The sequence below is a fragment of the Nonomuraea indica genome, assembly GCF_002850745.1.
GTDB classification, from domain to species: Bacteria; Actinomycetota; Actinomycetes; order Streptosporangiales; family Streptosporangiaceae; genus Nonomuraea; species Nonomuraea indica.
On sequence record NZ_KZ559473.1, the window covers coordinates 47996 to 69158 of the forward strand.

Below are 21163 nucleotides of genomic sequence, written 5' to 3' on the forward strand. Positions count from 1 at the left end.
TCCGCCTCCGCGCGGCCCGGGGCTGCCGCGTGTCCGGCAGAAGCACCACCCTGTTGCCGGAACATTGTTCTGCTTCAATGGCGGCATGGACCCCCGTACCCCCTGCCTCGTCGGCGTGGCCCAGCGCACCGTCCGTGACCAGCCCGGCCCCGAGCCGCTCGACCTCTGGGAGGAGGTCGCCCGCGAGGCCGCCCGCGACGCCCGGCTGCCCCTGACGCGGCTCGACTCGATCCAGCTCGTCCACACCGACTCCTGGCAGTACGACTCGCCCACCGGGCGGCTCGCCGAACGGCTCGGCGCCACGCCGCGCCACCAGGCCTACTCCCGTGTCAGCGGCACCGCGCCGCACCTGCTCATCGGGGAGGCCGCCGCCAGGATCGCCGCCGGCGACCTCGACGCGGCGCTGGTGGCCGGAGCCGAGGCGCTGGCCACGCGCAGGGCGTACCGGAAGGCGGGCGAGCGGGTGCCGTGGAGCCATCCGGCCGTCCCCAAGCCCCCCTACGGCTGGGAGCGGCCCCCGCACCCGGCCGAGCTGGCGCACGACCTGTTCCTGCCGGCGCACACGTACGCGATCATGGAGACGGCCCGGCGCGCCGCCCTCGGCTGGACCATCGAGCAGGAGATGGCCGACCGGGCGCGCATGCTGGCGCCGATGACCGAGGTGGCCGCCGCGAACCCGTACGCCTGGCGGCGCACCCCGCGCACGCCCGAGGAACTGGCGGCCGGGGGCAGGTTCGTCGGCTGGCCGTACACGCGCGACACCGTGGCCGTCCTGGAGGTCGACCAGGCGGCGGCCGTCGTCCTGGTGAGCACCGCCCTGGCCGACCGGCTTGGTGTGCCCGCCGACCGGCGGGTGCATCTGCGCGGATGGGCGTACGCCGAGGACACCTGGGAGGTGGCGGCCCGGCCCGCGCTCGGCGCCTCGCAGGCCATCGCGGGTGCCGCCACGGCGGCGTTCGGGCGGGCCGGGGTCACGCTCGACGACATGGGGGCGATCGACCTCTACAGCTGCTTCGCGATCGCGCTCCGGCAGGCCTGCGACGCGATCGGGCTCGACCCGTCCGATCCGCGTGGCCTCACGGTCACCGGCGGCCTGCCGTACGCGGGCGGGCCGGCCAGCGACTACGTGCTCCACTCGACCGCCACGATGGCCGGGGTGCTGCGCGAGCGGGGCGGTCACGGGCTGGTGACCGGTGTCGGCATGCACCTGACCAAGCACGCGTACGCCGTGTGGTCCACCGAGCCGGGCGACGGGCCGGTCGGCGCGCGGGGCGACGCCCGCCCGGTCTTCACGGCCGAACCCGTGCCGATCGTGCCCGCGTACGACGGGCCCGCCGTGGTGGCCGGGTACACCGTGGCGCACGACCGCGAGGGGACGGCCGAGCGGGGCATCCTCGTCGTGGACCTGCCCGGCGGCGGGCGGGCGCACGCCCAGGTGCCGGAGCCGGACCTCCTGGCCGAGGCCGAGTCGCGGGAGCTGGTGGGACAGCGGGTGCGGCTCTCCTCCGACGGCCGGGTCAACGTGGCGCGGTGGTGATACGCAAAACCCGTGCAAAGATTGTGACCGAGTGACTACTGTGAGCTCTTGACATTTTTATGTCATGAGCGGACGCTGGAGTCATGCGGAGGACCACGGTGCGGATCGACGAAGCACTCCTCAACGAGGCGAAGGCGTACGCGGCCCGAAACGGACGCAGTCTCACCTCAGTGATGGAGGACGCCTTGCGACAACTGCTCAACCGCTCCACGGAAACGGCCCGCCGCCCCCATGTGGAGCTCGTGACGTCGGACGCCCGGCTCAGACCCGGCATCGAGCTCACGCCCGAGTTCATCAAAGAGCTGATCGACCAGGAGGACATCGAGCGCTACGCCGGGACGGTGTCGGATGCTGCTGAGTGACGTCAATGTCCTCATCAACGCCTTCCGTCGGCGGGCTGACGATCATGAGGTCTGTCGGCGCCTGGTGGACGGCATGGTCAACGGAGACTCGGCCTACGCGGTGAGCGACTACGTGATCAATGGTGTCGTGCGGATTCTCAGCCACCCCTTCCTGCACGAGGATCCACCCACGATGGACGAGATCCTCGCCTTCGCCGGGCAGGTCCGCAATCAGCCCCACGCCATCGTCCTGGAGCCTAGTGAGCGGCATTGGCACATCTTCACCCGGTTGTGCCGCCAGACACAGGCCAGGAGCAAGCTCGTGCCCGACGCCTATCTCGCGGCGCTGGCCATCGAGCATGGTTGTGAATTCGTGACCTGTGACAAGGACTTCGGCAGGTTCGAGGGCTTGCGCTGGCGGTCACCGCTCAACTGAACTGAAGGCAGGGCGCATGCCACTCCACCGGGTGAGGTCGTCGTGGCCGATCAGTTCGATGTCATCGAGTCGGGCCGGCGCGGGCATCGGCGATGGATCGGCCTGGTCGTGGTGGCGGTGCTCGTCGCGGTCCCGGTGGTGGGCCTGGTCGTCAGCCGCGAGCCCGAGGCGCCGCCGCCGCGCGCGGCCGTGCCCGAACCGATCCGGTCGATGCGCACGCTCAGCAACGCGCCCAACGCCCTCTACCCCAAGCCGAGGGTCAAGGGGGACGACGAGATCGTCCGGGTGGTCTTCCCCGACGGCAGGCGGGGCGAGGTCCGTTACCCCGCCGGGCTGGAGCTCGACCGGCTCGGGGTGCGGCCGTTCCGGGGCGTCTGGATCGACGGGGCGTACCGCCGGCTCACGGCTCCCTACGGCGGCGAGGCGGAGGTGTCCAAAGGCGGCCCGCCGATCAGAAGCCTCACCTCCAACGTGCAGCTCTGGCCGCGCCAGCCGGGCAGCGGCGCGTACGGTCAGGTGCTGCTGTTCGCGTTCGGGCCGTGGCGGATGGCGCTGTACGACCGGTTCGACGGGCTGACGTTCGAGCAGCGGATGGCGGCGGCCGAGCGGCTGCGTGGCCGGGTGACGAAGGACGGCTACCTCGTGCTGTCCGGCGGCGGCCCGGTGCGCCTGGCCGAGCCGGGCGATGTCGCGCAGGGTGATCCGGTCGGCCCGCAACTGTGGTTCGGCAGCGTCGTGGGGGACATGGTGGCGGTCATCCCGCTGCCCGGCTGCGCCAAGGGCTCGCAGGTGCCGGAGATGATGGAGCGGGGCCGCCGCCCGGCCAGGGCCGCCTGCCACGACGGGGTGCAAGTCGCGGCGACCGGCGGGCGGGAGTTCGTCGAGCGGGCCGTCAAGGAGATCAGGATCACGCTGAAGTAGGGTGCGGCCATGTTCGCCGTAACCGCCACACAGACCGATCCCGACAACCCTCTGGCCGGGCTGACGCTCGGCGAACGTCCGGAACCGGAGGTCCCGGACGGCTGGACCACCGTCGCCGTACGGGCCACCGCGCTCAACCATCACGACCTGTGGACGCTCAAGGGAGTCGGCATCCGGCAGGACCGGCTGCCCATCGTGCTCGGCTGCGACGCGGCCGGCGTCGACGAGGACGGCAATGAGGTCATCGTGCACTCGGTGATCGGCAGCGGGGCCGACGAGACGCTCGATCCGAAGCGTTCGCTGCTGTCGGAGGTGTACGACGGCACCTTCGCCGAACGGGTCGCCGTGCCGCGCCGCAACCTGGTGCCCAAACCCGCCGCGCTGACGTTCGAGCAGGCGGCGTGCCTGCCGACGGCCTGGCTGACGGCGTACCGGATGCTCTTCGACAAGGCCGGGCTGCAGCCGGGCGCCACCGTCCTCGTGCAGGGGGCGGGCGGCGGGGTGGCGACCGCGCTGATCGCGCTCGGCCGGGCGGGCGGCTACCGCGTCTGGGCGACCAGCCGGTCGGCCGAGAAGCGCGAGCGGGCCCTGAAGCTCGGCGCGGACCGGGTGTTCGAGCCCGGCGCGCGGCTGCCCGAGCGGGTGGACGCGGTGATGGAGACGGTCGGGCAGGCCACCTGGGACCATTCGCTCAGGTCGCTCAGGCCCGGCGGGCGCGTCGTCGTCTCCGGCGCCACCAGCGGGGCGGTGCCGCCGGCCGACCTCAACCGGGTCTTCTTCCTGCAGCTGTCGGTGGTCGGTTCGACCATGGGCACCCGCGACCAGTTGCGGAGACTGGCAGTCTTCCTGGAGCAGACGGGGGTGCGTCCGGTCATCGACCGGACGCTGCCGCTCGCGCGGGCGCGCGACGGGTTCGCCGCGATGAGCGAGGGTGACGTCTTCGGGAAGATCGTCTTCACGGTCTGAGCGGGCTCAGGCGGACACGCGCCGCCGGGTGGTGACGAAGGCGAGGACGAGGACGGCGGTCAGGCCTCCGTCCCAGGCCGCCGTCTCCGCCGCCCCCGGGACGGCGGCGGTGGCCAGGTATGCCAGCGCCGTGACGGTCAGCGCGGCCTTGTTGGCGATCAGCAGCATCCACACCGTGGCGTGGGTGTCCGGGCGCCAGGCGAGGACGGCGAACAGGCCCGCACACAGGAACAGGCCGTACATGCGCCAGGTGTGCGCGATCAACGCCTCCGGGCCGGCGCCGGCCACCTCGCCGATCGCGCCGGCGCCCGCGGCGGCGGCGGTCAGCGCGGCCAGGACCAGCAGCCCCCGCCCCACCTGGAACCACCGGTTCGGCTGCGCGGTCGTGGCGGTGAGCGTTGCCATGGGGTCCTCCTCAAGAAATGTGCGACAAAGTGTCGCCTTTAGAGAAGCATGGCACACGCGGAGGCCTTAGGGCAACAAGATGTCGCCTTTAGGTGCCGTCCGTGCCGAGGAGTGTGTCGACGATCCGGTCGGCGTAGGCGGCGTCGATGGGTTCGGCGGTGACCAGCAGGCGCAGGAACAGCGGCGCGATGAGCCGTTCGATGAAGAAGTCCGGGTCGGTGCCGGCCGGCAGCTCGCCCCGCTCGATTCCGCGCCGCACGATGGCGCCGGCCAGCGCGAACCGCTTGCTCCAGAACGCCCGTCCGGCGACGGAGATCTCCGGCACCTGCCCCGCGTCGGAGACGAGCGTGCGGAGCAGGCTCTGCCCGTCCGGGGCGGAGATGTTGGCGACGATCGCGTGGGTGAGCAGGCGCAGGTCCTCGCGGAGCGAGCCGGTGTCGGGCATCGGCACCGCCTGTCCGGTCTGGGCGAGCAGCGCCTCGGCGACGAGTTCCTCCTTGGTGGCCCACCGCCGGTACAGCGTCGCCCGGTGCACCTGCGCGCGGGTGGCCACCTTGTCGAAGCTCAGCTTCGAGTAGCCCGACTCGACGAGTTCGTCGAGCACGGCGGTGAGGATCGCCTCGTTGACGCGTGCGCTGCGCCCGCCGGGGCGCGTGCGCCGCTCGGGGTCACCTCGACGGGATGGTGCTGCCATGACGGCTCCTCTCTTATGGCGACACCATGTTGCCACAGTGGGAGGGGGCGTGCGTCGAGGCTCGCGGCGGCGCCGGAATGCGGGCCCGGCCGCGGGCGGGGTGTCGCCGGCGCCTCCTCGCGCGGCACTGGTGGCCGGCGGTCGGTCGGCGTCGTCAGGCCGGATGGCGGCGACGGGCGGTAGGTGGATGGCAGGTCGGGGGGTGGCGGGCGGTGGGTCGACGGCGGGCCGGATGGTGGCGGCGGGCGGTGGGTCGACGGCGGGCCGGATGGTGGTGGCGGGCGGTGAGGCGGCGGGTCGGGGGGTGGGCGCGGGGCGAGGCGCTGCGCCGGGGAGCGGAGGCCGTACCGGATCACGGGCGGAGGGTGTCGCGGATGCGGTCGGACGCCTCGTCGAGGACGCCGCGGAGCTGGTCGAGGCGCTGCGGGGTGAGGCGGGACTCCGAGGCCTCCTCACGGACCCGGGCGACGAAGTCGGCCAGCAGGCCGCCCAGCTCGGCGTCGAGGTCGGCGGCCTGGCCGGGATGGGCGCCCGGCCCGCCGAGCGTGGACCAGATGTCGGCCCAGATCCTGCGCCACTCGCCGCTCAGCCGCTGGCTCTCGTCCTGCCACTGGTGGGCGTGGTCCCGCCACTGCCGGCGCTGCTGCTCCTTGAGCCGTTCGAAGTGCGCCTTCTGCCGCTCGCGCTGCCGTCCGGCGTCGGTCTCGGCTCCGACGCGGACGTCCTTGGCCATCCGGGTCAGCTCCTCGCGGAGCGACTTGACGGTGTCGCGGACGTCCTCCTTCACCTCGCGGGCGATGTCGCGCACCGAGGCGGAGATCTCCTGCTCCAGGTCGGCCAGCTCGTCGAGCCGGGCGTTCAGCTCCTCGCGGCCCTTGTCGGTGATGGAGAAGACCTTCTTGCCGTCGATCACCTCGTGGGTGACCAGCCCTTCCTCCTCCAGGCGGGCCAGGCGCGGGTAGATGGTGCCGGGGGAGGGGGAGTAGACGCCGAGGAAGCGGTCCTGCAGCAGCCGGATCACCTCGTAGCCGTGGCGCGGGCTCTCGTCCAGCAGCTTCAGCAGGTACAGCCGGAGCCGGCCGTGACCGAAGACAGGGCTCATGCGTTCTCCCCCTTGAGCAGCGTGACGTCACCGGAGACGGTGGTCGCCGCCAGCGAGGCCATGCCGCCACCCAGCCGGCCCGACAGCGACTTCGCGCCGGGACCGCTCTTGTCGGACAGCTTCTCGAACGTGCTCATCAGGCGTCCGGAGGTGGACCGGATGCTGACGTCCGTCTCCACGTCCTCCGGAAGCCTGACCAGGATGTCACCCGAGACGCTGTTGAGGGTGACGTGCCCCGTCGGTCTCAGGCTCAGGTCCGCGGTGATGCGGCCGGACACCGTGCCGGCCCGCAGGCGCCGGGGCACTCCTCCGGCCACGGTGAGGTCGCCGGAGACGCTCTGGAAGGACAGGTCGCCCTCCATGGCCCGGCTCTCGACCCCGCCCGAGACGGTGGTGGCGCTCACCTCCCCGCTCACCCCGTCGAGCACGATGTCGCCGGCGGCGCTCTTGACGCTGGTCATGTTCTCGAACCCGGCCACGACGGCCGAGGCGGAGACCACGCCGGCGTTGATCCGGCAGCCTTTCGGGACGGTGAGCGTGGCGACGGTCTCGCGGCGGGCGCTGCGCAGCCAGCTCAGCACGCCCTCCCAGGTGAGGTCCTTGTAGGCGACGCTGAGCCGCTGGGCCTCCTCGTCGTAGGAGACGATCAGCGGGGCGGAGTCGATGCTGGAGACCTCCAGCGACGGCGGGCCCTCGCTGGCCAGCACCGCCAGCCTGCCGGCCACGATGCGCACGTCGAGGGTGGTCACCGGCCCGAACGTCAGCTGCTCGGGTCGTTCGATCGTCCAGTGCCGCATGTCCCCGTCCCTTCGTCCCGGATCACCGTCACACAAGACACGATATGTCGTGAGTCGCGGAAACTCAAGATGTATCGCGTCTTGTCGTGTATCCCGGTCCCGTGAAAGGGCGGGAGGGGTGCTACTCGTCCTCGTCGTCGTCGAGACGGGCCAGCCACGTGGCCAGCCGCTCGACCGGGACCTCGAACTCCGGGTTGAGGTCGACGAACTCGCGCAACCGCTCGCCGAGCCAGAGGAGGCTGACCTCCTCCTCGCCCCGCCTCTCGACGAGTTCCTCGATCCCCCGGTCGGTGAAGTACATCGTGCTCCGTTTCGGTCATGCGTGCGTGCTGCCGGGTCACCGGCTTCCACGCCTCACTCTAGGCCGTCCGCCATATGGGAAGACCCCCGCGCGGCCGGGCCGGCGGGGGTCTTCGGGGGCCGTGATCAGCCGTAGATCTGGCCGAGGATCTCCTGCAGCTCGGCCTCGTGGGCGGCGTGCGAGCCGACCGCGGGCGAGCTGTTGGGGGTCCGCGAGACCCGGCGCAGCGAACGCCCGCCGAGCAGGCGCGGGTCCTCCGCGAGCTTGAGCGTCAGGTAGGGCCACGGGCCCATGTTGACCGGCTCGTCCTGGACCCAGACCAGCTCCGCCTGCGAGCCGTAGCGGGCCAGCTCGGCCGTGAGCTCGTCGGCCGGGAACGGGTAGAGCCGCTCCAGCCGGACGAGCGCGACGTCGTCGCGGCCCGTCTCGTCGCGCTTGGCCGCCAGGTCGTAGTAGATCTTGCCGGAGCTGAGGACCACCTTGGTGACCTTGCCCGGGTCGACCTTCGTGTCGGACAGCACCGGCTGGAAGGTGCCGGACACGAAGTCCTCGGCCCTGGACGTGGCCGCCTTGTGGCGCAGCAGCGACTTGGGCGTGAAGACCACCAGCGGGCGGTGCCGGCCGGACTCGACCTGCCAGCGCAGCAGGTGGAAGTAGTTGGCCGGGGTGGTGGGCTGCGCCACCGTCATGTTGTCGAGCGCGCAGACCTGCAGGAACCGCTCGATGCGGGCCGAGGAGTGGTCGGGACCCTGCCCCTCGTAGCCGTGCGGCAGCAGCAGCACGACGCCGGACTTCTGGCCCCACTTCTGCTCACCGGACGAGATGAACTCGTCGATGATCGTCTGTGCGCCGTTGACGAAGTCGCCGAACTGCGCCTCCCAGCAGACCAGGGCGTCGGGACGCACGACGCTGTAGCCGTACTCGAAGCCCAGCGCCGCGAACTCGCTGAGCAGCGAGTCGTAGACGTAGAACTTCGTGGTGCCCTGGTTGAAGGTCTTCAGCGGCGTGTGCTCGGCGCCCGTCATCCGGTCGACCAGCACCGCGTGGCGCTGCGTGAACGTGCCGCGCCGGGAGTCCTGGCCCACCAGGCGGACCGGGTGGCCGTCGATGAGCAGGGAGCCGAACGCGAGCGTCTCGCCCATCGCCCAGTCGATCGTGCCCTGCTCGACCATCTGGCCGCGCCGCTGCAGCACCGGCGCCAGGCGCGGATGCGGGGTGAAGCCCTCGGGCAGGTTGAGCTGGGTGTCGACGATCCGCTTGAGCGTCTCGTCGCTGATCGCGGTGGGCGTGTCGTCGTGCGACCACTTGACGACCTCGGTGGGCGGCACGCGCATCTCGCCCGCCTCGTGCGGCTTCTTGGCCGCCTCGCGGGTCTCGGTGAACGCCTGCTCCAGCTTGGCCTGGTAGTCGCGCAGCGCCTGCTCGGCCTCCTCGACCGTGATGTCGCCCCGGCCGATCAGCGCCTCGGTGTAGAGCTTGCGGGTCGAGCGCTTGGCGTCGATCAGGTCGTACATCAGCGGCTGGGTGAAGGCCGGGTTGTCGCCCTCGTTGTGGCCGCGGCGGCGGTAGCAGATGAGGTCGATGACGACGTCCTTGCGGAACGCCTGGCGGTACTCGTAGGCGAGCTGGCCCACGCGCACCACGGCCTCGGGGTCGTCGCCGTTGACGTGGAAGATCGGCGCCTGGATCATCCGGGCCACGTCGGTCGCGTAGACGCTCGACCGGGACGAGGCCGGCGAGGTGGTGAAGCCGACCTGGTTGTTGACCACCACGTGCACGGTGCCGCCGGTGCGGTAGCCACGCAGCTGCGACAGGTTGAGCGTCTCGGCCACGACGCCCTGGCCGGCGAAGGCCGCGTCGCCGTGGATGAGCACCGGCAGGACGGTGAAGCCCTCCTCGCCGCGCTCCAGCAGGTCCTGCTTGGCGCGGACGACGCCCTCGAGCACCGGGTCGACCGCCTCCAGATGGGAGGGGTTGGCCACGACCGAGGCGGTGATGGTCTTGCCGCTCGGCGCGGTGAACTCGCCGCTCGCGCCCAGGTGGTACTTCACGTCGCCGGAGCCGTGCGCCGTGCGCGGGTCGATGTTGCCCTCGAACTCGCCGAAGATCTGCGCGTAGGACTTGCCGACGATGTTGGCCAGCACGTTGAGCCGGCCGCGGTGGGCCATGCCGATGACGACCTCGTCGAGGCCCTCGTCGGCGGCGTCACTGATCACCGAGTCGAGCAGCGGGATCAGCGACTCGCCACCCTCCAGCGAGAACCGCTTCTGGCCGACGAACTTCGTCTGCAGGAACGTCTCGAACGCCTCGGCGGTGTTGAGCCGCGACAGGATGTTGAGCTGCTCGTCGCGCTCGGGCGAGGCGTGCGGCTTCTCCACCCGCGCCTGGATCCAGGCCCGCTCCTCGGGGTTCTGGATGTGCATGTACTCGATGCCGACGGTGCGGCAGTAGGAGTCGCGCAGCACGCCGAGGATCTCGCGCAGCTTCATCAGCGGCCGGCCGCCGAAGCCGCCGGTGGCGAACTCGCGCTCCAGGTCCCACAGGGTCAGGCCGTGGGACTGAATGTCGAGGTCGGGGTGCTTGCGCTGCTTGTACTCCAGCGGGTCGGTCTCGGCCATGAGGTGGCCGCGCACCCGGTAGGCGTGGATGAGCTCCAGCACCCGGGCCGACTTGGCCACGTCGTCGTCGTGGGAGGTCGAGATGTCCTGGACCCAGCGGACCGGCTCGTACGGGATCCGCAGCGCCTCGAAGATCTCGTCGTAGAAGCCGTCCTCGCCCAGCAGCAGCCGGTGGATCTGGCGCAGGAAGTCGCCGGACTGGGCGCCCTGGATGATCCGGTGGTCGTAGGTGCTGGTCAGCGTCATGACCTTGGAGACGGCCAGGCGGGACAGCGTGTCGGGCGAGGCGCCCTGGTATTCGGCCGGGTATTCCATCGCGCCGACGCCGATGATCGTGCCCTGGCCGGGCATGAGGCGCGGCACGGAATGGACGGTGCCGATCGTGCCAGGGTTGGTCAGCGAGATGGTGGTGCCGGCGAAGTCGTCGACGCCCAGCTTGCCGCCGCGCGCCTTGCGGACGACCTCCTCGTAGGCCATCCAGAACTGCCGGAAGTCCATCTGCTCGGCGCCCTTGATGGACGGCACGAGGAGCTGGCGCTCGCCGTTGCTCTTCTGGACGTCGATGGCCAGGCCGAAGCCGACGTGCTCGGGCTTGATCAGCGTGGGCTTGCCGTCGACCTCCGTGTAGGAGTAGTTCATCTCCGGCATGGCCTTCAGCGCCTTGACGATCGCGAAGCCGATCAGGTGCGTGAAGGAGACCTTGCCGCCGCGTCCCCGCTTCAGGTGATTGTTGATCACGATGCGGTTGTCGATCAGCAGCTTGGCCGGGATGGCCCGGACGCTGGTCGCGGTCGGCACCGACAGCGACAGGTCCATGTTGGCGGCCGTGCGCGCGGCGGCGCCGCGCAGCTTGACCTCCTCGGCGCCCTTGGGCACCGGTGCGGCAGGCTGCTTCGGCTTCGCGGCCTGCCCGTCGGCCGCCGCGGCCGGTGCCGCGGCGGGGGCCGGCGGCCGGCCGGCCTTCGGGGCCGCTGCGGCGGGAGAGGGCGCGGTCATCGTGCCGTTCGCCGCCTCCTTGGCGGGGGTGCGGCCCGGTCCATAGTCGGGGTTGTAGTCAGCGAAGAAGTTCCACCAGGCCTTGTCGACCGACTCGGGATCCTGGAGGTACTTCTGGTACAGCTCGTCGACAAGCCACTCGTTCTGGCCAAAGCTTGCCAGCGGGTTTGTCCGCGACGACTCAGACGACACGGCGGAAATCGCCCTCTTCCGCAGATCGGCGTTGATGTAAGAGAACCTGTCCAAGGTTACTCGTCTTGTTCGGCAACGCGCGCCGGGGTGGGCGTGCGACCTCCCTCGATCCTCTCAGGACTGTCCAAAGAGGTCACGACCCCCTAGTCAATCAGGGTCATCCGGTGACGTTGCTGTTTGGTATCAACACCGGACCTGGGGGTTTAGTTCCCGCCGGCCAGCAGTCGCGTGGTGATGCGAACCCCCGGCGCCAGCTCCGACAGCAGGTCGGCCAGCTCCTCCCCGGCGGCCTTGAGCTCCTCCATCGTCATCGGCTCCAGCCGTTCGAGGATGAACAGCGCGTTGACCGTCTCCTCGGTGATGCGGGTGCGGACGCACTGGCGCCAGTTCCACCTGCGGCAGGTGACGCCCACGTCGTCGCGCCAGATCACCTCGCCGGGCTCCGGGGCGCCGAGCGCCTCCTCGGAGGACTCGCCGCCCGCCGCCCGCACCAGCCGGGCGGGGCCGGAGTAGCGGTCGAGGTCCTCGCCGCCGATCGGCAGGGCGTGCTTGACGCTGATGACGTTGTAGGCGTCGACGACCTGGTTGATCTCCGGAAGCGGCAGGCGCCGGGTGAGGGCGTCGACCGAGGGCCGGGTGCGCGAGGGCTTGGCGCCGAACGCCCGGTAGGCGTCACGCCAGGCCTCGATCTTGGCGGGCTGCGCCTCGCGGGAGGCGGCGTCGGCGGCGTCGGCCAGCCAGGTCCGGGTGCGGCCGTCGGTGGGCCCGTTGCGCAGGCCGTGCGCCGTCATCAGCAGCACCGCGAAGTCGGGGCGCAGGGCGAAGATCGCGTCGTCCACCTGGATGTCGTCAAGCATGCGGTCAGTGTAGTGAGCCGCGGAAACCGCAAAATACACTTTGCAAAATTGTCTTTGCGACCTAGGTTGGGACGTATGGAGGAGTCCTACGACATCAGCGATCCGCGGGTGCTGAAGGTGGTGGCCCACCCGCTGCGGGTGCGGCTGCTCGGCCTGCTGCGCTCCGACGGCCCCGCGACGGCCAGCGAGCTCGGCCGCGCGGTCGGGGAGAGCTCCGGCTCGACCAGCTACCACCTGCGCGAGCTGGCCAAGTACGGCTTCATCGAGGAGGACCCCGACCGGCGTGACGGCAGGAAACGGCGCTGGCGGGCCCGGCACCGCTACACCTCGTGGGACAACCGGCGGATGCACGCCACCCCCGAGGGCCGCGAGGCGGTCGCCATCATGCAGGCCCGGCAGGTGGAGGTGCTGGTGCAGGCGATGCGGTCCTTCGACGAGACGGGCTGGCCGGCCGAGTGGCTCACGGTGGCGGGGATCAGCGACGACATGGTCCCGCTCCCGGTGGAGGGGCTGCGCGAGCTGAGCGCCCGGATGGGCGAGCTGGTGCACGAGGTGGCGGCCCGCTACGCCGGCCGCCCCGAGGCCGTGCTCGTCCAGGTCTGGCGCGCCGCCTACCCGCGCGAGCAGGTGATCGAGGCCGTCCGGCGCGAGGAGGAGGGGAGATGACCGCACGCTCGGCGTTGCGGCGCTACCTGCTCGTCTGCTTCCTGACCTGGCTCCCGATGGGGCTCATGCTCACCACGATGGTGCTGCTGATGGCCGAGCGGGGTCTCGGCCTCGCCGAGATCGGCCTGGTGTTCACGGTCTTCTCGCTCGTCACCGTCTCCCTGGAACTGCCCACGGGCGGGCTGGCCGACGTGGTCGGCCGCAGGGTGGTGCTGGCCGTGTCCGCCGGGTTCACCGTCGTCGCGCTCGCGCTCATGGCCGTGTCCACGACGTTCTGGGCGTTCCTGCTGACCGGGGTGCTCAAGGGGGTGGCCCGGGCGCTGTCCAGCGGCCCCGCCACCGCCTGGTACGTCGACACGCTGCACGACCTGGAGGGTCCCGGCGCCGACCTCAAGCCGGGGCTGGCCCGCGGCGGGGCGCTGGAGTCGGTGGCCCTGTGTGTGGGCGTGCTGGCGGGCGGGTTCGTGCCGCTCGTGGCACCGGCCCGCCTGGTGTTCCCGTTGGCGGTGCCGCCGATGCTGGGCGCCCTGGCGGCGGCGGTGCTGCTGGTCGTGGTGGTGCTCGCGCTGCCCGAGCCGTCCCACGCCCGCAGGTCGCCGGGCGAGATGCTGCGCGCCGTGCCCGCCACCGTGGCAGGGAGCGTGCGGCTGGCGGCGGGGCACGCGCTGCTGCGCCGCCTGCTGGTGTTCTACCTGGCCTCGGGCATGGTGCTGACCGCCGTCGAACTGCTGACCCCGGGCAGGCTGGCCCGGCTCTCCGGTACGGCGGAGCTGGGCAGCGCCGCGTACGCCGTCGTCGCGGCCCTCGGCTTCGCCGGCAGCGCGGCGGGCAGCGCGCTGGCCCCGCGGGTGGCCCGGCTGGCGGGCGGCTCGGCGCGCGGCGCGGCCGCGGGGGTGGTGCTGGCGGCGCTGTCCGTCGGCGCACTGGCGGCCACGGCCGGGCTCGGCGGCGCGGCGGGCCTGGCGAGCGCAGGAGCGGCCTACGTCGCGATGTTCACGGGGATCTCGGTGACCTTCGTGCTCTGCCTGGAGATGACCCACAACGCGGTGTCCGCCGCGCAGCGGACCACGGTGTCCTCGGCGGGCTCGCTGGCGCAGCAGGCGGGCGGCGCCGTGTCCAACCTGGGCCTCGGGCTGCTGGCCGCCCAGGCGGGCACGGCCGCGGCCTGGACGCTGGCGGCCGTGCTGGCGGGCGCGTCGGCGCTGGTGTTCGTCGGGGCGCCCGGGTGGGCGAGAGGCCGGGCGGCGCGCGACGGGGAGCGGCTCGCCGCGCCCTGAGAGGAGCGGAACACCGCCCCAATAGAACATCGTTCGGGAATTACGTGCACAATCGTGGTCATGGCGAAGTACGTGGTGACCCCGTCCAGCGAGACGCAGCACGCGGCGTGGCGGAGCGGCGCGATCCCGGAGGTGGAGCGGGTGCGGCCGGGGCTGTGGTCCATCCCGGTGCCCATTCCGGTCAACCCGCTCCGCTACGTCCTCGTCTACGCGCTGGAGCTGCCCGACGGGGTGGCCATCGTGGACGCGGGCTGGAACACCGACGAGGCCTACGACGCGCTCGCCGCCGGGCTGGGCGTCGCCGGGTACGCGCTCACCGACGTCAAGGGCGTGCTCGTCACCCACATCCACCCCGACCACTACGGCCTGGCGGGCCGCGTCCGGGAGGTGTCGGGCGCCTGGATCGCGCTGCACCCCGCCGACGCCGCGCTGGTGCACGACCGCTACGACGACGACGCCATCGACTCCCTCGTGCACAGGGAACGGATCCTGCTGGGCCGGGCCGGGGTGCCCGCCGAGACGCTGGACGAGCTGGCCGGCGCGTCGATGATGATCAGGCACCTGGTGGCGACCGCCAAGCCGGACCGGCTGGTCGAGGACGGCGACCGGCTCGACCTGCCCGGATGGGACCTGCGGGCCCTGTGGACCCCGGGTCACTCGCCCGGCCACCTGTGTTTCGTGTCGCCGTCGCGCAGGCTGCTCTTCTCCGGCGACCACGTCCTGGCCAAGATCACTCCGATCGTGGCGGTCCACCCGCAGTCGCGGCCCAACCCGCTGGCCGACTACCTCGACTCGCTGGCCGTGGTGGGCAAGCTCGACGTCGAGGAGGTGCTGCCGGCGCACGAATACCGGTTCGCGGACCTCGCGGGACGGGTCGGCCACGTGACGGCGCACCACGAGGAGCGGCTGGCGGAGATCGAGGCCGCGGTCGCCGCCGCCGGCGACGGGGTCACCTGCTGGGACGTGGCCACCCGGCTCACCTGGTCGCGGGCGTGGGAGACGTTCCCGCCCTTCATGCGCCGCGCGGCCACCAACGAGACGCTGGCGCACCTCGTCTGGCTGGCGGACCGGGGACGGGTGACCCGGGTGGCGGGCGAGCCGGACCTGTGGTTCCCGGGCCTGCCCTGACGATCGGCAGAACCACCGCCGCCGGGTTATGGTGCTCGTACCAGAACGTTGTTCTCCTGCGGTGGAGGTTCGATGCTTCGGTTCGACGACAGGGTCGCGATCATCACAGGGGCCGGGCACGGCCTCGGCAGGGCGCACGCCCTCCTGCTCGCCGAGCGGGGGGCCAAGGTCGTCGTCAACGACCTCGGCGGCGCGCTCGACGGCACCGGCGCCTCCGCCGGCCCGGCGGCCGAGGTGGTCGAGCTCATCACCAAGAACGGCGGCCAGGCGATCGCCAACGCCGACAACGTCGCCACCCCGGAGGGCGCCGGGGCGATCGTCCAGGCGGCGCTCGACGCGTTCGGCCGGGTCGACATCGTCGTCAACAACGCGGGCATCCTGCGCGACAGGTCGTTCGGCAAGATGACGGTCGAGGAGTTCGACGCCGTCCTGGCCGTGCACGTGCGCGGCTCCTACCTGGTCAGCCGGGCGGCCTATCCGCACATGAAGGAGGCCGGCTACGGCCGCATCGTCAACACCTCCAGCCCGGCGGGCCTGTTCGGCAACTTCGGCCAGGCCAACTACTCCACGGCCAAGATGGGCCTGGTCGGCCTGACCAAGACGCTCGGCATCGAGGGCGCGCGCAACGGCATCAAGGCCAACGCCATCGCCCCGGTCGCCTGGACGCGGATGACCGAGTCGCTGCTGCCGGCGGAGTTCGAGGCGAGGTTCACCCCCGAGCGGGTCAGCGCCCTGGTCGCCTACCTGGTGCACGAGTCGTGCGAGGCGAGCGGCGAGGTGTTCTCGGTCGGCGGTGGCCGGGTCGCGCGGGTGTTCGTGGCGGAGGGGCCGGGCTGGCGCTCCGACGAGCCGACCCCGGAGGACATCTCCGACAACTGGGCGGCGATCATGGCCGAGCAGCCGTACGTGCTCACGGCGGCCGACTCGATGAAGGCGATGCTCTAGCAGGCCCGCGGCCCGGGGAGCGGGGAGTCTCCCCGGGTCCTGCGCGTGGTGCCAGGGAGGATCCAGCCGACACCGGCGCGACAGACCGGCGGATGTCGGCAAGAAGCGACCTTTGTTCGCTCATCGGCGAAACCGGGGGAAGTTCGTACGTTTCCGGGTCTTGATTCGCCGGGAAACGGATCTTATCGTCGGCGGCATGACCCCCGCCCCGGGCTCGCCCGGCGACGTCCTCACCCTGATCGGTGCGGGTTCGGCGACGACCCGTTCGGATCTGGCGCGGCTCACCGGCCTGGCCAGGTCCACGATCTCCCAGCGCGTCGACGCGCTCATCGAGTGCGGCCTGGTGGAGGAGACCGAGAACGGCGAGTCCACCGGAGGTCGCCCGCCCCGCCAGCTCCGCCTGCACACCGACGGCCACGCGTTCGCCGGCGTCGATCTGGGCGCCACCCACTGCCGGGTCGTGCTGATGGACATGTCCGGCGGCGTCCTGGCCGAGTGCGAGGACCCGCTCCTCGTGGCCGAGGGGCCCGAGGTGGTCCTGGGCCACGTGGACGAGCGGCTCGACCGGCTGCTCGCCGAGACCGGCCGTCCCCGTGCGGCGCTGCGCGCGATCGGCATGGGGGTTCCCGGGCCGGTCGAGTTCGCGACGGGCCGGCCCAACAACCCGCCGATCATGCCCGGCTGGAACGACTACCCGATCCCCGAGCACTTCGCCGGCTGCGCCGTCCTCGTCGACAACGACGTCAACGTGATGGCCCTCGGCGAGCAGCGCAACGCCTTCCCCGGCGCCCGGCACCTGCTGTTCGTCAAGATCGGCACCGGCATCGGCTGCGGCATCGTCGCCGAGGGCAGGCTGCACCGCGGCGCGCAGGGCTCGGCCGGCGACATCGGCCACATCCGGGTGTCCGGCCACGAGGACGCCGGCTGCCGCTGCGGCAACAGCGCCTGCCTGGAGGCCGTCGCCGGGGGAGCGGCCGTCGCCCGCAGGCTCACCGAGCTGGGCACGCCCGCCGAGACCGGCGCCGACGTGGTCGCGCTGGTGCAGGCGGGCAACACCCAGGCGCTGCGCCTGGTCAGGGAGGCCGGCCGGCTCGTCGGCGAGGTGCTGGCCGGCCTGGTCAACTTCTTCAACCCCGAGGTCATCGTCATCGGCGGCGCCCTGTCACGGGTCCACGAGCACCTGCTCGCGGGCATCAAGGAGACCGTCTACCGCAGATCGCTGCCGCTGGCCACCCACCACCTGTCCATCGTGCCGAGCCGCACCGGGGTCAACGCCGCCGCTCTGGGCGCCGGGATCCTCGCGATCGAGCACTACCTGTCACCCGACAACGTCAACCGCCTCGTCACCGCCTGACTCGCAGGAGGCCCCGATGCTGGTCATGAGGGGAATCGTCAAGCAGTTCCCGGGCGTGCGCGCGCTCGACGGGGTGGACCTCGACGTCCAGGCCGGCGAGGTGCACTGCCTGCTCGGCCAGAACGGCGCCGGCAAGTCCACCCTCATCAAGGTGCTGGCCGGCGCGCACCGCCCCGACGAGGGCACCATCGAGCTGAACGGCGCCCATGTCAGCCCCGCCAGTCCCGTCGACGCGATCCGGCTCGGCATCGCCACCATCTACCAGGAGCTCGACCTCGTCGAGGGGCTGAGCGTCGCCGAGAACATCTTCCTCGGCCACGAACACGCCCGCCTCGGCTTCACCAACCGCGCCGCAGGCAACCGCGCCGCCCACGAGGTGCTGGCCCGCCTCGGCCACCCCGAGATCCGCCCCGCCACCGAGGTCGGCCGGCTCTCCCCGGCGGCCAAGCAGGTGGTCTCCATGGCCCGCGCCCTGTCGCACGACGCCCGGCTGATCGTCATGGACGAGCCGTCGGCCGCCCTCGCCCACGACGAGGTGGCCAACCTCTTCCGCATCATCCGCGAGCTGACCGCCCAGGGAGTCGCCGTCGTCTACATCTCCCACCGGCTGGAGGAGATCCGCGAGATCGGCGACCGCGTCACCGTGCTCAAGGACGGCCGGACGGTCGCGGTCGGCCTGCCCGCCCGCGACACCCCCACGAACAAGATCGTCTCGCTGATGACCGGCCGCAACGTCGAGTACGTCTTCCCGCCACGCGCCGCCCGCCCGCCCGGCGAGGAGGTGCTGCGCGTCGAGGACCTCACCTCGCCGGGCGCGTTCGCGGGCGTGTCGTTCACCGTGCGCGCGGGCGAGATCGTCGGCCTCGCCGGGCTCGTCGGCTCCGGCCGCTCGGAGATCCTGGAAGCGGTGTACGGGGCCCGGGACGCCGCCGGCCACGTCGTGCTCGGCGGCGAACCGCTGCACCCGGGCGGCCCGCTGCAGGCCGTACGGCGGGGCGACCTGCTCGGGGCCCTGCGCCGCGGCGGCGTGGTCCGGTCCGTGCGGCGCGGCATGGGGCTCGCCCCCGAGGAACGCAAGGCGCAGGCGCTGCTCCTCGACCAGAGCGTCACCGCCAACATCACCCTGGGCAACCTGCCGGAGTTCGCCAGGCTCGGCTGGCTGGACCGCGGCCGCGAGAAGGCCGAGGCGCGGCGGCTGGTGGAGGCGCTCGACATCCGGCCCCGCGACCCCGAACGCCCGGTCAAGACCCTGTCGGGCGGCAACCAGCAGAAGGCCGTGCTGGCCCGCTGGCTGCTCGGCGGACGCCGGCTGCTCCTGCTGGACGAGCCGACCAGGGGAGTGGACGTCGGCGCCCGGGCCGAGCTCTACGCGGTGATCCGCGGCCTGGCCGACCAGGGCATCGGCGTGCTGCTCGTCTCCAGCGAGGTGCCCGAGGTGCTCGGCCTGGCCGACCGCGTCCTGGTGCTGCGCGAGGGCTCGGTCATCCACGAGGGCGACGCGCAGGACCTCGACGAGCACCGCGTGCTCGACATGATCATGGATGGGAGAGCCGCCTGATGACAGACACGGGAAACACGTCCGCGGTCGTGGCGGGACCCGGCGCGCTACGCCGCTTCGGCGACATGCGCCACCTCGGCCTCCTCGTCGCGCTCGCGCTGCTCGTCCTGGTCGGCCTGGTCACCAGACCCGACAACTTCGCCACCGCCTCCAACCTCGTCAGCATCCTGTCGCTGGCCGCCACCATCGGCGTGATCACCGTCGGGGCCACGTTCGTCATCATCGGCGGCGGCATCGACCTGTCCGTCGGCGCCATCATGGCGCTGGCGTCCGTGTGGGCGACGACGGTCGCCACCCAGGAGTTCGGGCCGTTCGTGATGGCGGTCTGCGCCATCCTGGTCGGCACCGGCGCCGGGCTCGTCAACGGCCTGCTCATCGCGTACGGGCGGCTGGTGCCGTTCATCGCCACGCTCGCCATGCTGGTCGCGGCGCGCGGCCTCGCGCAGCGCATGTCCGACCGCAAGACTCAGCTCATCCAGACCGGCAACTCCGCCATCGTGGAGCTGTCCACCACCCGGGTGCTCGGCATCCCACTGCTCGTCTACATCTTCGCGCTCGTCGTCGTGCTCGGCTGGGTGCTGCTCAACCGCACCACGTTCGGCCGGCGCACGTACGCCGTCGGCGGCAACCCCGAGGCCGCCCGGCTGGCCGGCATCGACGTCCGCCGCCACACCATGCTGCTGTACGCCCTGTCCGGGCTGTGCTGCGGCATCGCGGCGATCCTCATCATGGCCCGCACCACGACGGGCTCCTCGACCCACGGCGACCTGTACGAGCTCGACGCCATCGCCGCCGTGATCATCGGCGGCACCCTGCTGACCGGCGGCCGCGGCACGATCATCGGCTCCATCCTCGGCCTGCTGATCTTCACTCTGATCACCAACCTCTTCATCCTCAACGGCCTCAACACGAGCGACCAACTGATCGCCAAGGGCCTGATCATCGTCGTCGCCGTCCTTCTCCAGCGGCGGAACCTGAAGGAGAGAGCACCATGACCGAGCACAAGGCGACCGGCATCCAGGCGAGCGACAGGGTGGCGCGCAGAGGGTTCCTCGTCGGCGGCGCCGCGCTGCTGGCGGCCGGCTGCACCAGCAACGAGCCGTCCACCGCGCCCGGCAGCGCGGCGCCCGCGCCCGCCCCCGCGGCGAGCGGCAACGACCAGCCCGGCACCAAGGTCGTCATCGGCTTCTCCGCGCCCGCCGCCGACCACGGCTGGATCGCGGCCATCGCCAAGAACGCCGAGGCCACCGCCAAGCAGTACACCGACGTCGAGTTCAAGCCGGTCGAGCCGACCAACGACATCAACCAGCAGATCTCCGCCGTCGAGTCGCTGATCGCCGCCAAGGTGGGCGCGCTGGTGATCCTGCCCAACGACGGCCAGCAGCTCAACCAGGTCGCCCGGCAGGCCACCGACGCCGGCATCCCGGTCGTCAACCTCGACCGGGTCTTCCCCGACAAGCTGGCCTACCGGACGTGGATCGGCGGCGACAACTACGGCATGGGCGTCGCCGCCGGGCACTTCATCGGCAAGCAGCTCAAGGACAAGGGCGTCACCAACCCGGTCATCGTCGAGATCCAGGGCATCGCCACCCTCCCGCTCACCCAGGACCGCAGCAAGGGCTTCGCCGACGCGCTCAAGACGTACGGCTTCAGCGTCACCGCCAAGCAGGACGCGAAGTTCACCGTCGAGACCGGCAACCAGGTGGCCGCGAGCCTCCTGCAGGCGCACAAGAAGATCGACGCGCTGTGGAACCACGACGACGACCAGGGCGTCGGCGTGCTCGCCGCCATCAAGGAGGCCGGGCGCAACGAGTTCGTCATGGTCGGCGGGGCCGGCTCGCTGAACGCCATGAAGGAGATCCAGTCGGGCTCCTCCGTGCTGCAGGCCACGGTCACCTACAGTCCCACGATGGCCTCTTCCGCGATCAAACTCGCCCGGCTGATCGCCCAGGGGAAGGGCATGAGTGACCTCGTGGAGAACCAAGTTCCGCAGTCCATCACGCTCGCTTCGGAGACCATTACCAAGGAGAACGTCGAGAAGTACCTGCCACTCGGGTTCGAGTCCTGATCGG

Annotated in this window: 20 protein-coding genes; 13 read left to right on the forward strand and 7 right to left on the reverse strand. The window is 71.7% G+C overall.

Going from position 1 to position 21163, the window contains the following annotated elements:
• Positions 1-85 precede the first annotated feature (85 nt).
• The 5 genes from CXR44_RS20875 to CXR44_RS20890 all read left to right on the forward strand — a co-directional run bounded on the left by CXR44_RS20875 (position 86) and on the right by CXR44_RS20890 (position 4201).
• Positions 86-1537, forward strand: coding sequence for an acetyl-CoA synthetase (locus tag CXR44_RS20875; RefSeq protein ID WP_101787779.1), 1452 nt, complete (start codon positions 86-88; stop codon positions 1535-1537).
• A 98-nt stretch (positions 1538-1635) separates the two neighbouring features.
• Positions 1636-1899 carry a hypothetical protein gene (locus CXR44_RS38970; RefSeq protein ID WP_144070035.1) on the forward strand — a complete coding sequence of 88 codons (264 nt, stop codon included), beginning with the start codon at positions 1636-1638 and terminating at the stop codon, positions 1897-1899.
• Positions 1886-2314: a type II toxin-antitoxin system VapC family toxin gene (locus tag CXR44_RS20880; RefSeq protein WP_101787780.1), complete on the forward strand. Its 429-nt coding sequence runs from the start codon at positions 1886-1888 to the stop codon at positions 2312-2314. The genes CXR44_RS38970 and CXR44_RS20880 overlap by 14 nt, the downstream gene beginning before the upstream one ends.
• Positions 2315-2356: 42 nt before the next feature.
• Complete coding sequence (locus CXR44_RS20885; protein ID WP_101787781.1) at positions 2357-3235, forward strand: hypothetical protein; 879 nt, start codon at positions 2357-2359, stop codon at positions 3233-3235.
• 9 nt (positions 3236-3244) lie between these two features.
• Complete coding sequence (locus CXR44_RS20890; protein ID WP_101787782.1) at positions 3245-4201, forward strand: zinc-binding dehydrogenase; 957 nt, start codon at positions 3245-3247, stop codon at positions 4199-4201.
• A gap of 6 nt (positions 4202-4207) precedes the next feature.
• Here CXR44_RS20890 and CXR44_RS20895 read toward each other — a convergent pair whose 3' ends face one another.
• The 7 genes from CXR44_RS20895 to CXR44_RS20925 all read right to left on the reverse strand — a co-directional run bounded on the left by CXR44_RS20895 (position 4208) and on the right by CXR44_RS20925 (position 12163).
• Positions 4208-4606: a hypothetical protein gene (locus CXR44_RS20895; RefSeq protein WP_101787783.1), complete on the reverse strand. Its 399-nt coding sequence runs from the start codon at positions 4604-4606 to the stop codon at positions 4208-4210.
• An 88-nt stretch (positions 4607-4694) separates the two neighbouring features.
• On the reverse strand, positions 4695-5300 hold the full coding sequence (locus CXR44_RS20900) for a TetR/AcrR family transcriptional regulator (RefSeq protein ID WP_101787784.1): 606 nt from the start codon (positions 5298-5300) through the stop codon (positions 4695-4697).
• Between the two features lie 352 nt (positions 5301-5652).
• On the reverse strand, positions 5653-6402 hold the full coding sequence (locus CXR44_RS20905) for a PadR family transcriptional regulator (protein ID WP_101787785.1): 750 nt from the start codon (positions 6400-6402) through the stop codon (positions 5653-5655).
• A complete protein-coding gene (locus CXR44_RS20910; protein WP_101787786.1) occupies positions 6399-7199 on the reverse strand; it encodes a DUF4097 family beta strand repeat-containing protein in 801 nt (266 codons plus the stop codon). The genes CXR44_RS20905 and CXR44_RS20910 overlap by 4 nt, the downstream gene beginning before the upstream one ends.
• A 121-nt stretch (positions 7200-7320) precedes the next feature.
• Positions 7321-7500, reverse strand: a complete 180-nt coding sequence (locus tag CXR44_RS20915; RefSeq protein WP_101787787.1) for a DUF6104 family protein — start codon at positions 7498-7500, stop codon at positions 7321-7323.
• A 125-nt stretch (positions 7501-7625) separates the two neighbouring features.
• Positions 7626-11306: a multifunctional oxoglutarate decarboxylase/oxoglutarate dehydrogenase thiamine pyrophosphate-binding subunit/dihydrolipoyllysine-residue succinyltransferase subunit gene (locus CXR44_RS20920; RefSeq protein ID WP_101788035.1), complete on the reverse strand. Its 3681-nt coding sequence runs from the start codon at positions 11304-11306 to the stop codon at positions 7626-7628.
• Between the two features lie 203 nt (positions 11307-11509).
• Positions 11510-12163: a B3/B4 domain-containing protein gene (locus tag CXR44_RS20925; RefSeq protein WP_101787788.1), complete on the reverse strand. Its 654-nt coding sequence runs from the start codon at positions 12161-12163 to the stop codon at positions 11510-11512.
• Between the two features lie 75 nt (positions 12164-12238).
• Here CXR44_RS20925 and CXR44_RS39570 point away from each other — a divergent pair, with 75 nt between their 5' ends.
• The 8 genes from CXR44_RS39570 to CXR44_RS20965 all read left to right on the forward strand — a co-directional run bounded on the left by CXR44_RS39570 (position 12239) and on the right by CXR44_RS20965 (position 21159).
• Positions 12239-12829 carry a winged helix-turn-helix domain-containing protein gene (locus tag CXR44_RS39570; protein WP_180903615.1) on the forward strand — a complete coding sequence of 197 codons (591 nt, stop codon included), beginning with the start codon at positions 12239-12241 and terminating at the stop codon, positions 12827-12829.
• On the forward strand, positions 12826-14106 hold the full coding sequence (locus tag CXR44_RS20935; protein WP_101787789.1) for an MFS transporter: 1281 nt from the start codon (positions 12826-12828) through the stop codon (positions 14104-14106). The genes CXR44_RS39570 and CXR44_RS20935 overlap by 4 nt, the downstream gene beginning before the upstream one ends.
• 60 nt (positions 14107-14166) lie before the next feature.
• A complete protein-coding gene (locus CXR44_RS20940) occupies positions 14167-15234 on the forward strand; it encodes an MBL fold metallo-hydrolase (RefSeq protein ID WP_101787790.1) in 1068 nt (355 codons plus the stop codon).
• 72 nt (positions 15235-15306) lie between these two features.
• On the forward strand, positions 15307-16179 hold the full coding sequence (locus CXR44_RS20945; RefSeq protein ID WP_101787791.1) for an SDR family oxidoreductase: 873 nt from the start codon (positions 15307-15309) through the stop codon (positions 16177-16179).
• 196 nt (positions 16180-16375) lie between these two features.
• On the forward strand, positions 16376-17533 hold the full coding sequence (locus CXR44_RS20950; protein ID WP_101787792.1) for an ROK family transcriptional regulator: 1158 nt from the start codon (positions 16376-16378) through the stop codon (positions 17531-17533).
• A 16-nt stretch (positions 17534-17549) separates the two neighbouring features.
• The gene (locus CXR44_RS20955; RefSeq protein WP_101787793.1) at positions 17550-19091 is read left to right on the forward strand and encodes a sugar ABC transporter ATP-binding protein; all 1542 of its coding nucleotides are present in this window, start codon (positions 17550-17552) and stop codon (positions 19089-19091) included.
• Positions 19091-20086, forward strand: coding sequence for an ABC transporter permease (locus CXR44_RS20960; protein WP_101787794.1), 996 nt, complete (start codon positions 19091-19093; stop codon positions 20084-20086). Before CXR44_RS20955 ends, CXR44_RS20960 begins: the two co-directional genes overlap by 1 nt.
• Positions 20083-21159 carry an ABC transporter substrate-binding protein gene (locus CXR44_RS20965; RefSeq protein WP_101787795.1) on the forward strand — a complete coding sequence of 359 codons (1077 nt, stop codon included), beginning with the start codon at positions 20083-20085 and terminating at the stop codon, positions 21157-21159. The genes CXR44_RS20960 and CXR44_RS20965 overlap by 4 nt, the downstream gene beginning before the upstream one ends.
• Positions 21160-21163 lie beyond the last annotated feature (4 nt).

Excerpts from the sequence above, each read along its gene's own strand:
- CXR44_RS20875 (WP_101787779.1), top strand. The coding sequence starts at position 86 with ATGGACCCCCGTACCCCCTGCCTCGTCGGCGTGGCCCAGCGCACCGTC.
- CXR44_RS20940 (WP_101787790.1), top strand. The coding sequence starts at position 14,167 with ATGGCGAAGTACGTGGTGACCCCGTCCAGCGAGACGCAGCACGCGGCG.
- CXR44_RS20895 (WP_101787783.1), bottom strand. The coding sequence starts at position 4,606 with ATGGCAACGCTCACCGCCACGACCGCGCAGCCGAACCGGTGGTTCCAG.
- CXR44_RS20915 (WP_101787787.1), bottom strand. The coding sequence starts at position 7,500 with ATGTACTTCACCGACCGGGGGATCGAGGAACTCGTCGAGAGGCGGGGC.
- CXR44_RS39570 (WP_180903615.1), top strand. The coding sequence starts at position 12,239 with ATGGAGGAGTCCTACGACATCAGCGATCCGCGGGTGCTGAAGGTGGTG.
- CXR44_RS20905 (WP_101787785.1), bottom strand. The coding sequence starts at position 6,402 with ATGAGCCCTGTCTTCGGTCACGGCCGGCTCCGGCTGTACCTGCTGAAG.
- CXR44_RS20900 (WP_101787784.1), bottom strand. The coding sequence starts at position 5,300 with ATGGCAGCACCATCCCGTCGAGGTGACCCCGAGCGGCGCACGCGCCCC.
- CXR44_RS20945 (WP_101787791.1), top strand. The coding sequence starts at position 15,307 with ATGCTTCGGTTCGACGACAGGGTCGCGATCATCACAGGGGCCGGGCAC.
- CXR44_RS20880 (WP_101787780.1), top strand. The coding sequence starts at position 1,886 with ATGCTGCTGAGTGACGTCAATGTCCTCATCAACGCCTTCCGTCGGCGG.
- CXR44_RS20890 (WP_101787782.1), top strand. The coding sequence starts at position 3,245 with ATGTTCGCCGTAACCGCCACACAGACCGATCCCGACAACCCTCTGGCC.
- CXR44_RS20960 (WP_101787794.1), top strand. The coding sequence starts at position 19,091 with ATGACAGACACGGGAAACACGTCCGCGGTCGTGGCGGGACCCGGCGCG.
- CXR44_RS20925 (WP_101787788.1), bottom strand. The coding sequence starts at position 12,163 with ATGCTTGACGACATCCAGGTGGACGACGCGATCTTCGCCCTGCGCCCC.
- CXR44_RS20910 (WP_101787786.1), bottom strand. The coding sequence starts at position 7,199 with ATGCGGCACTGGACGATCGAACGACCCGAGCAGCTGACGTTCGGGCCG.
- CXR44_RS20955 (WP_101787793.1), top strand. The coding sequence starts at position 17,550 with ATGCTGGTCATGAGGGGAATCGTCAAGCAGTTCCCGGGCGTGCGCGCG.
- CXR44_RS20935 (WP_101787789.1), top strand. The coding sequence starts at position 12,826 with ATGACCGCACGCTCGGCGTTGCGGCGCTACCTGCTCGTCTGCTTCCTG.
- CXR44_RS20950 (WP_101787792.1), top strand. The coding sequence starts at position 16,376 with ATGACCCCCGCCCCGGGCTCGCCCGGCGACGTCCTCACCCTGATCGGT.
- CXR44_RS20965 (WP_101787795.1), top strand. The coding sequence starts at position 20,083 with ATGACCGAGCACAAGGCGACCGGCATCCAGGCGAGCGACAGGGTGGCG.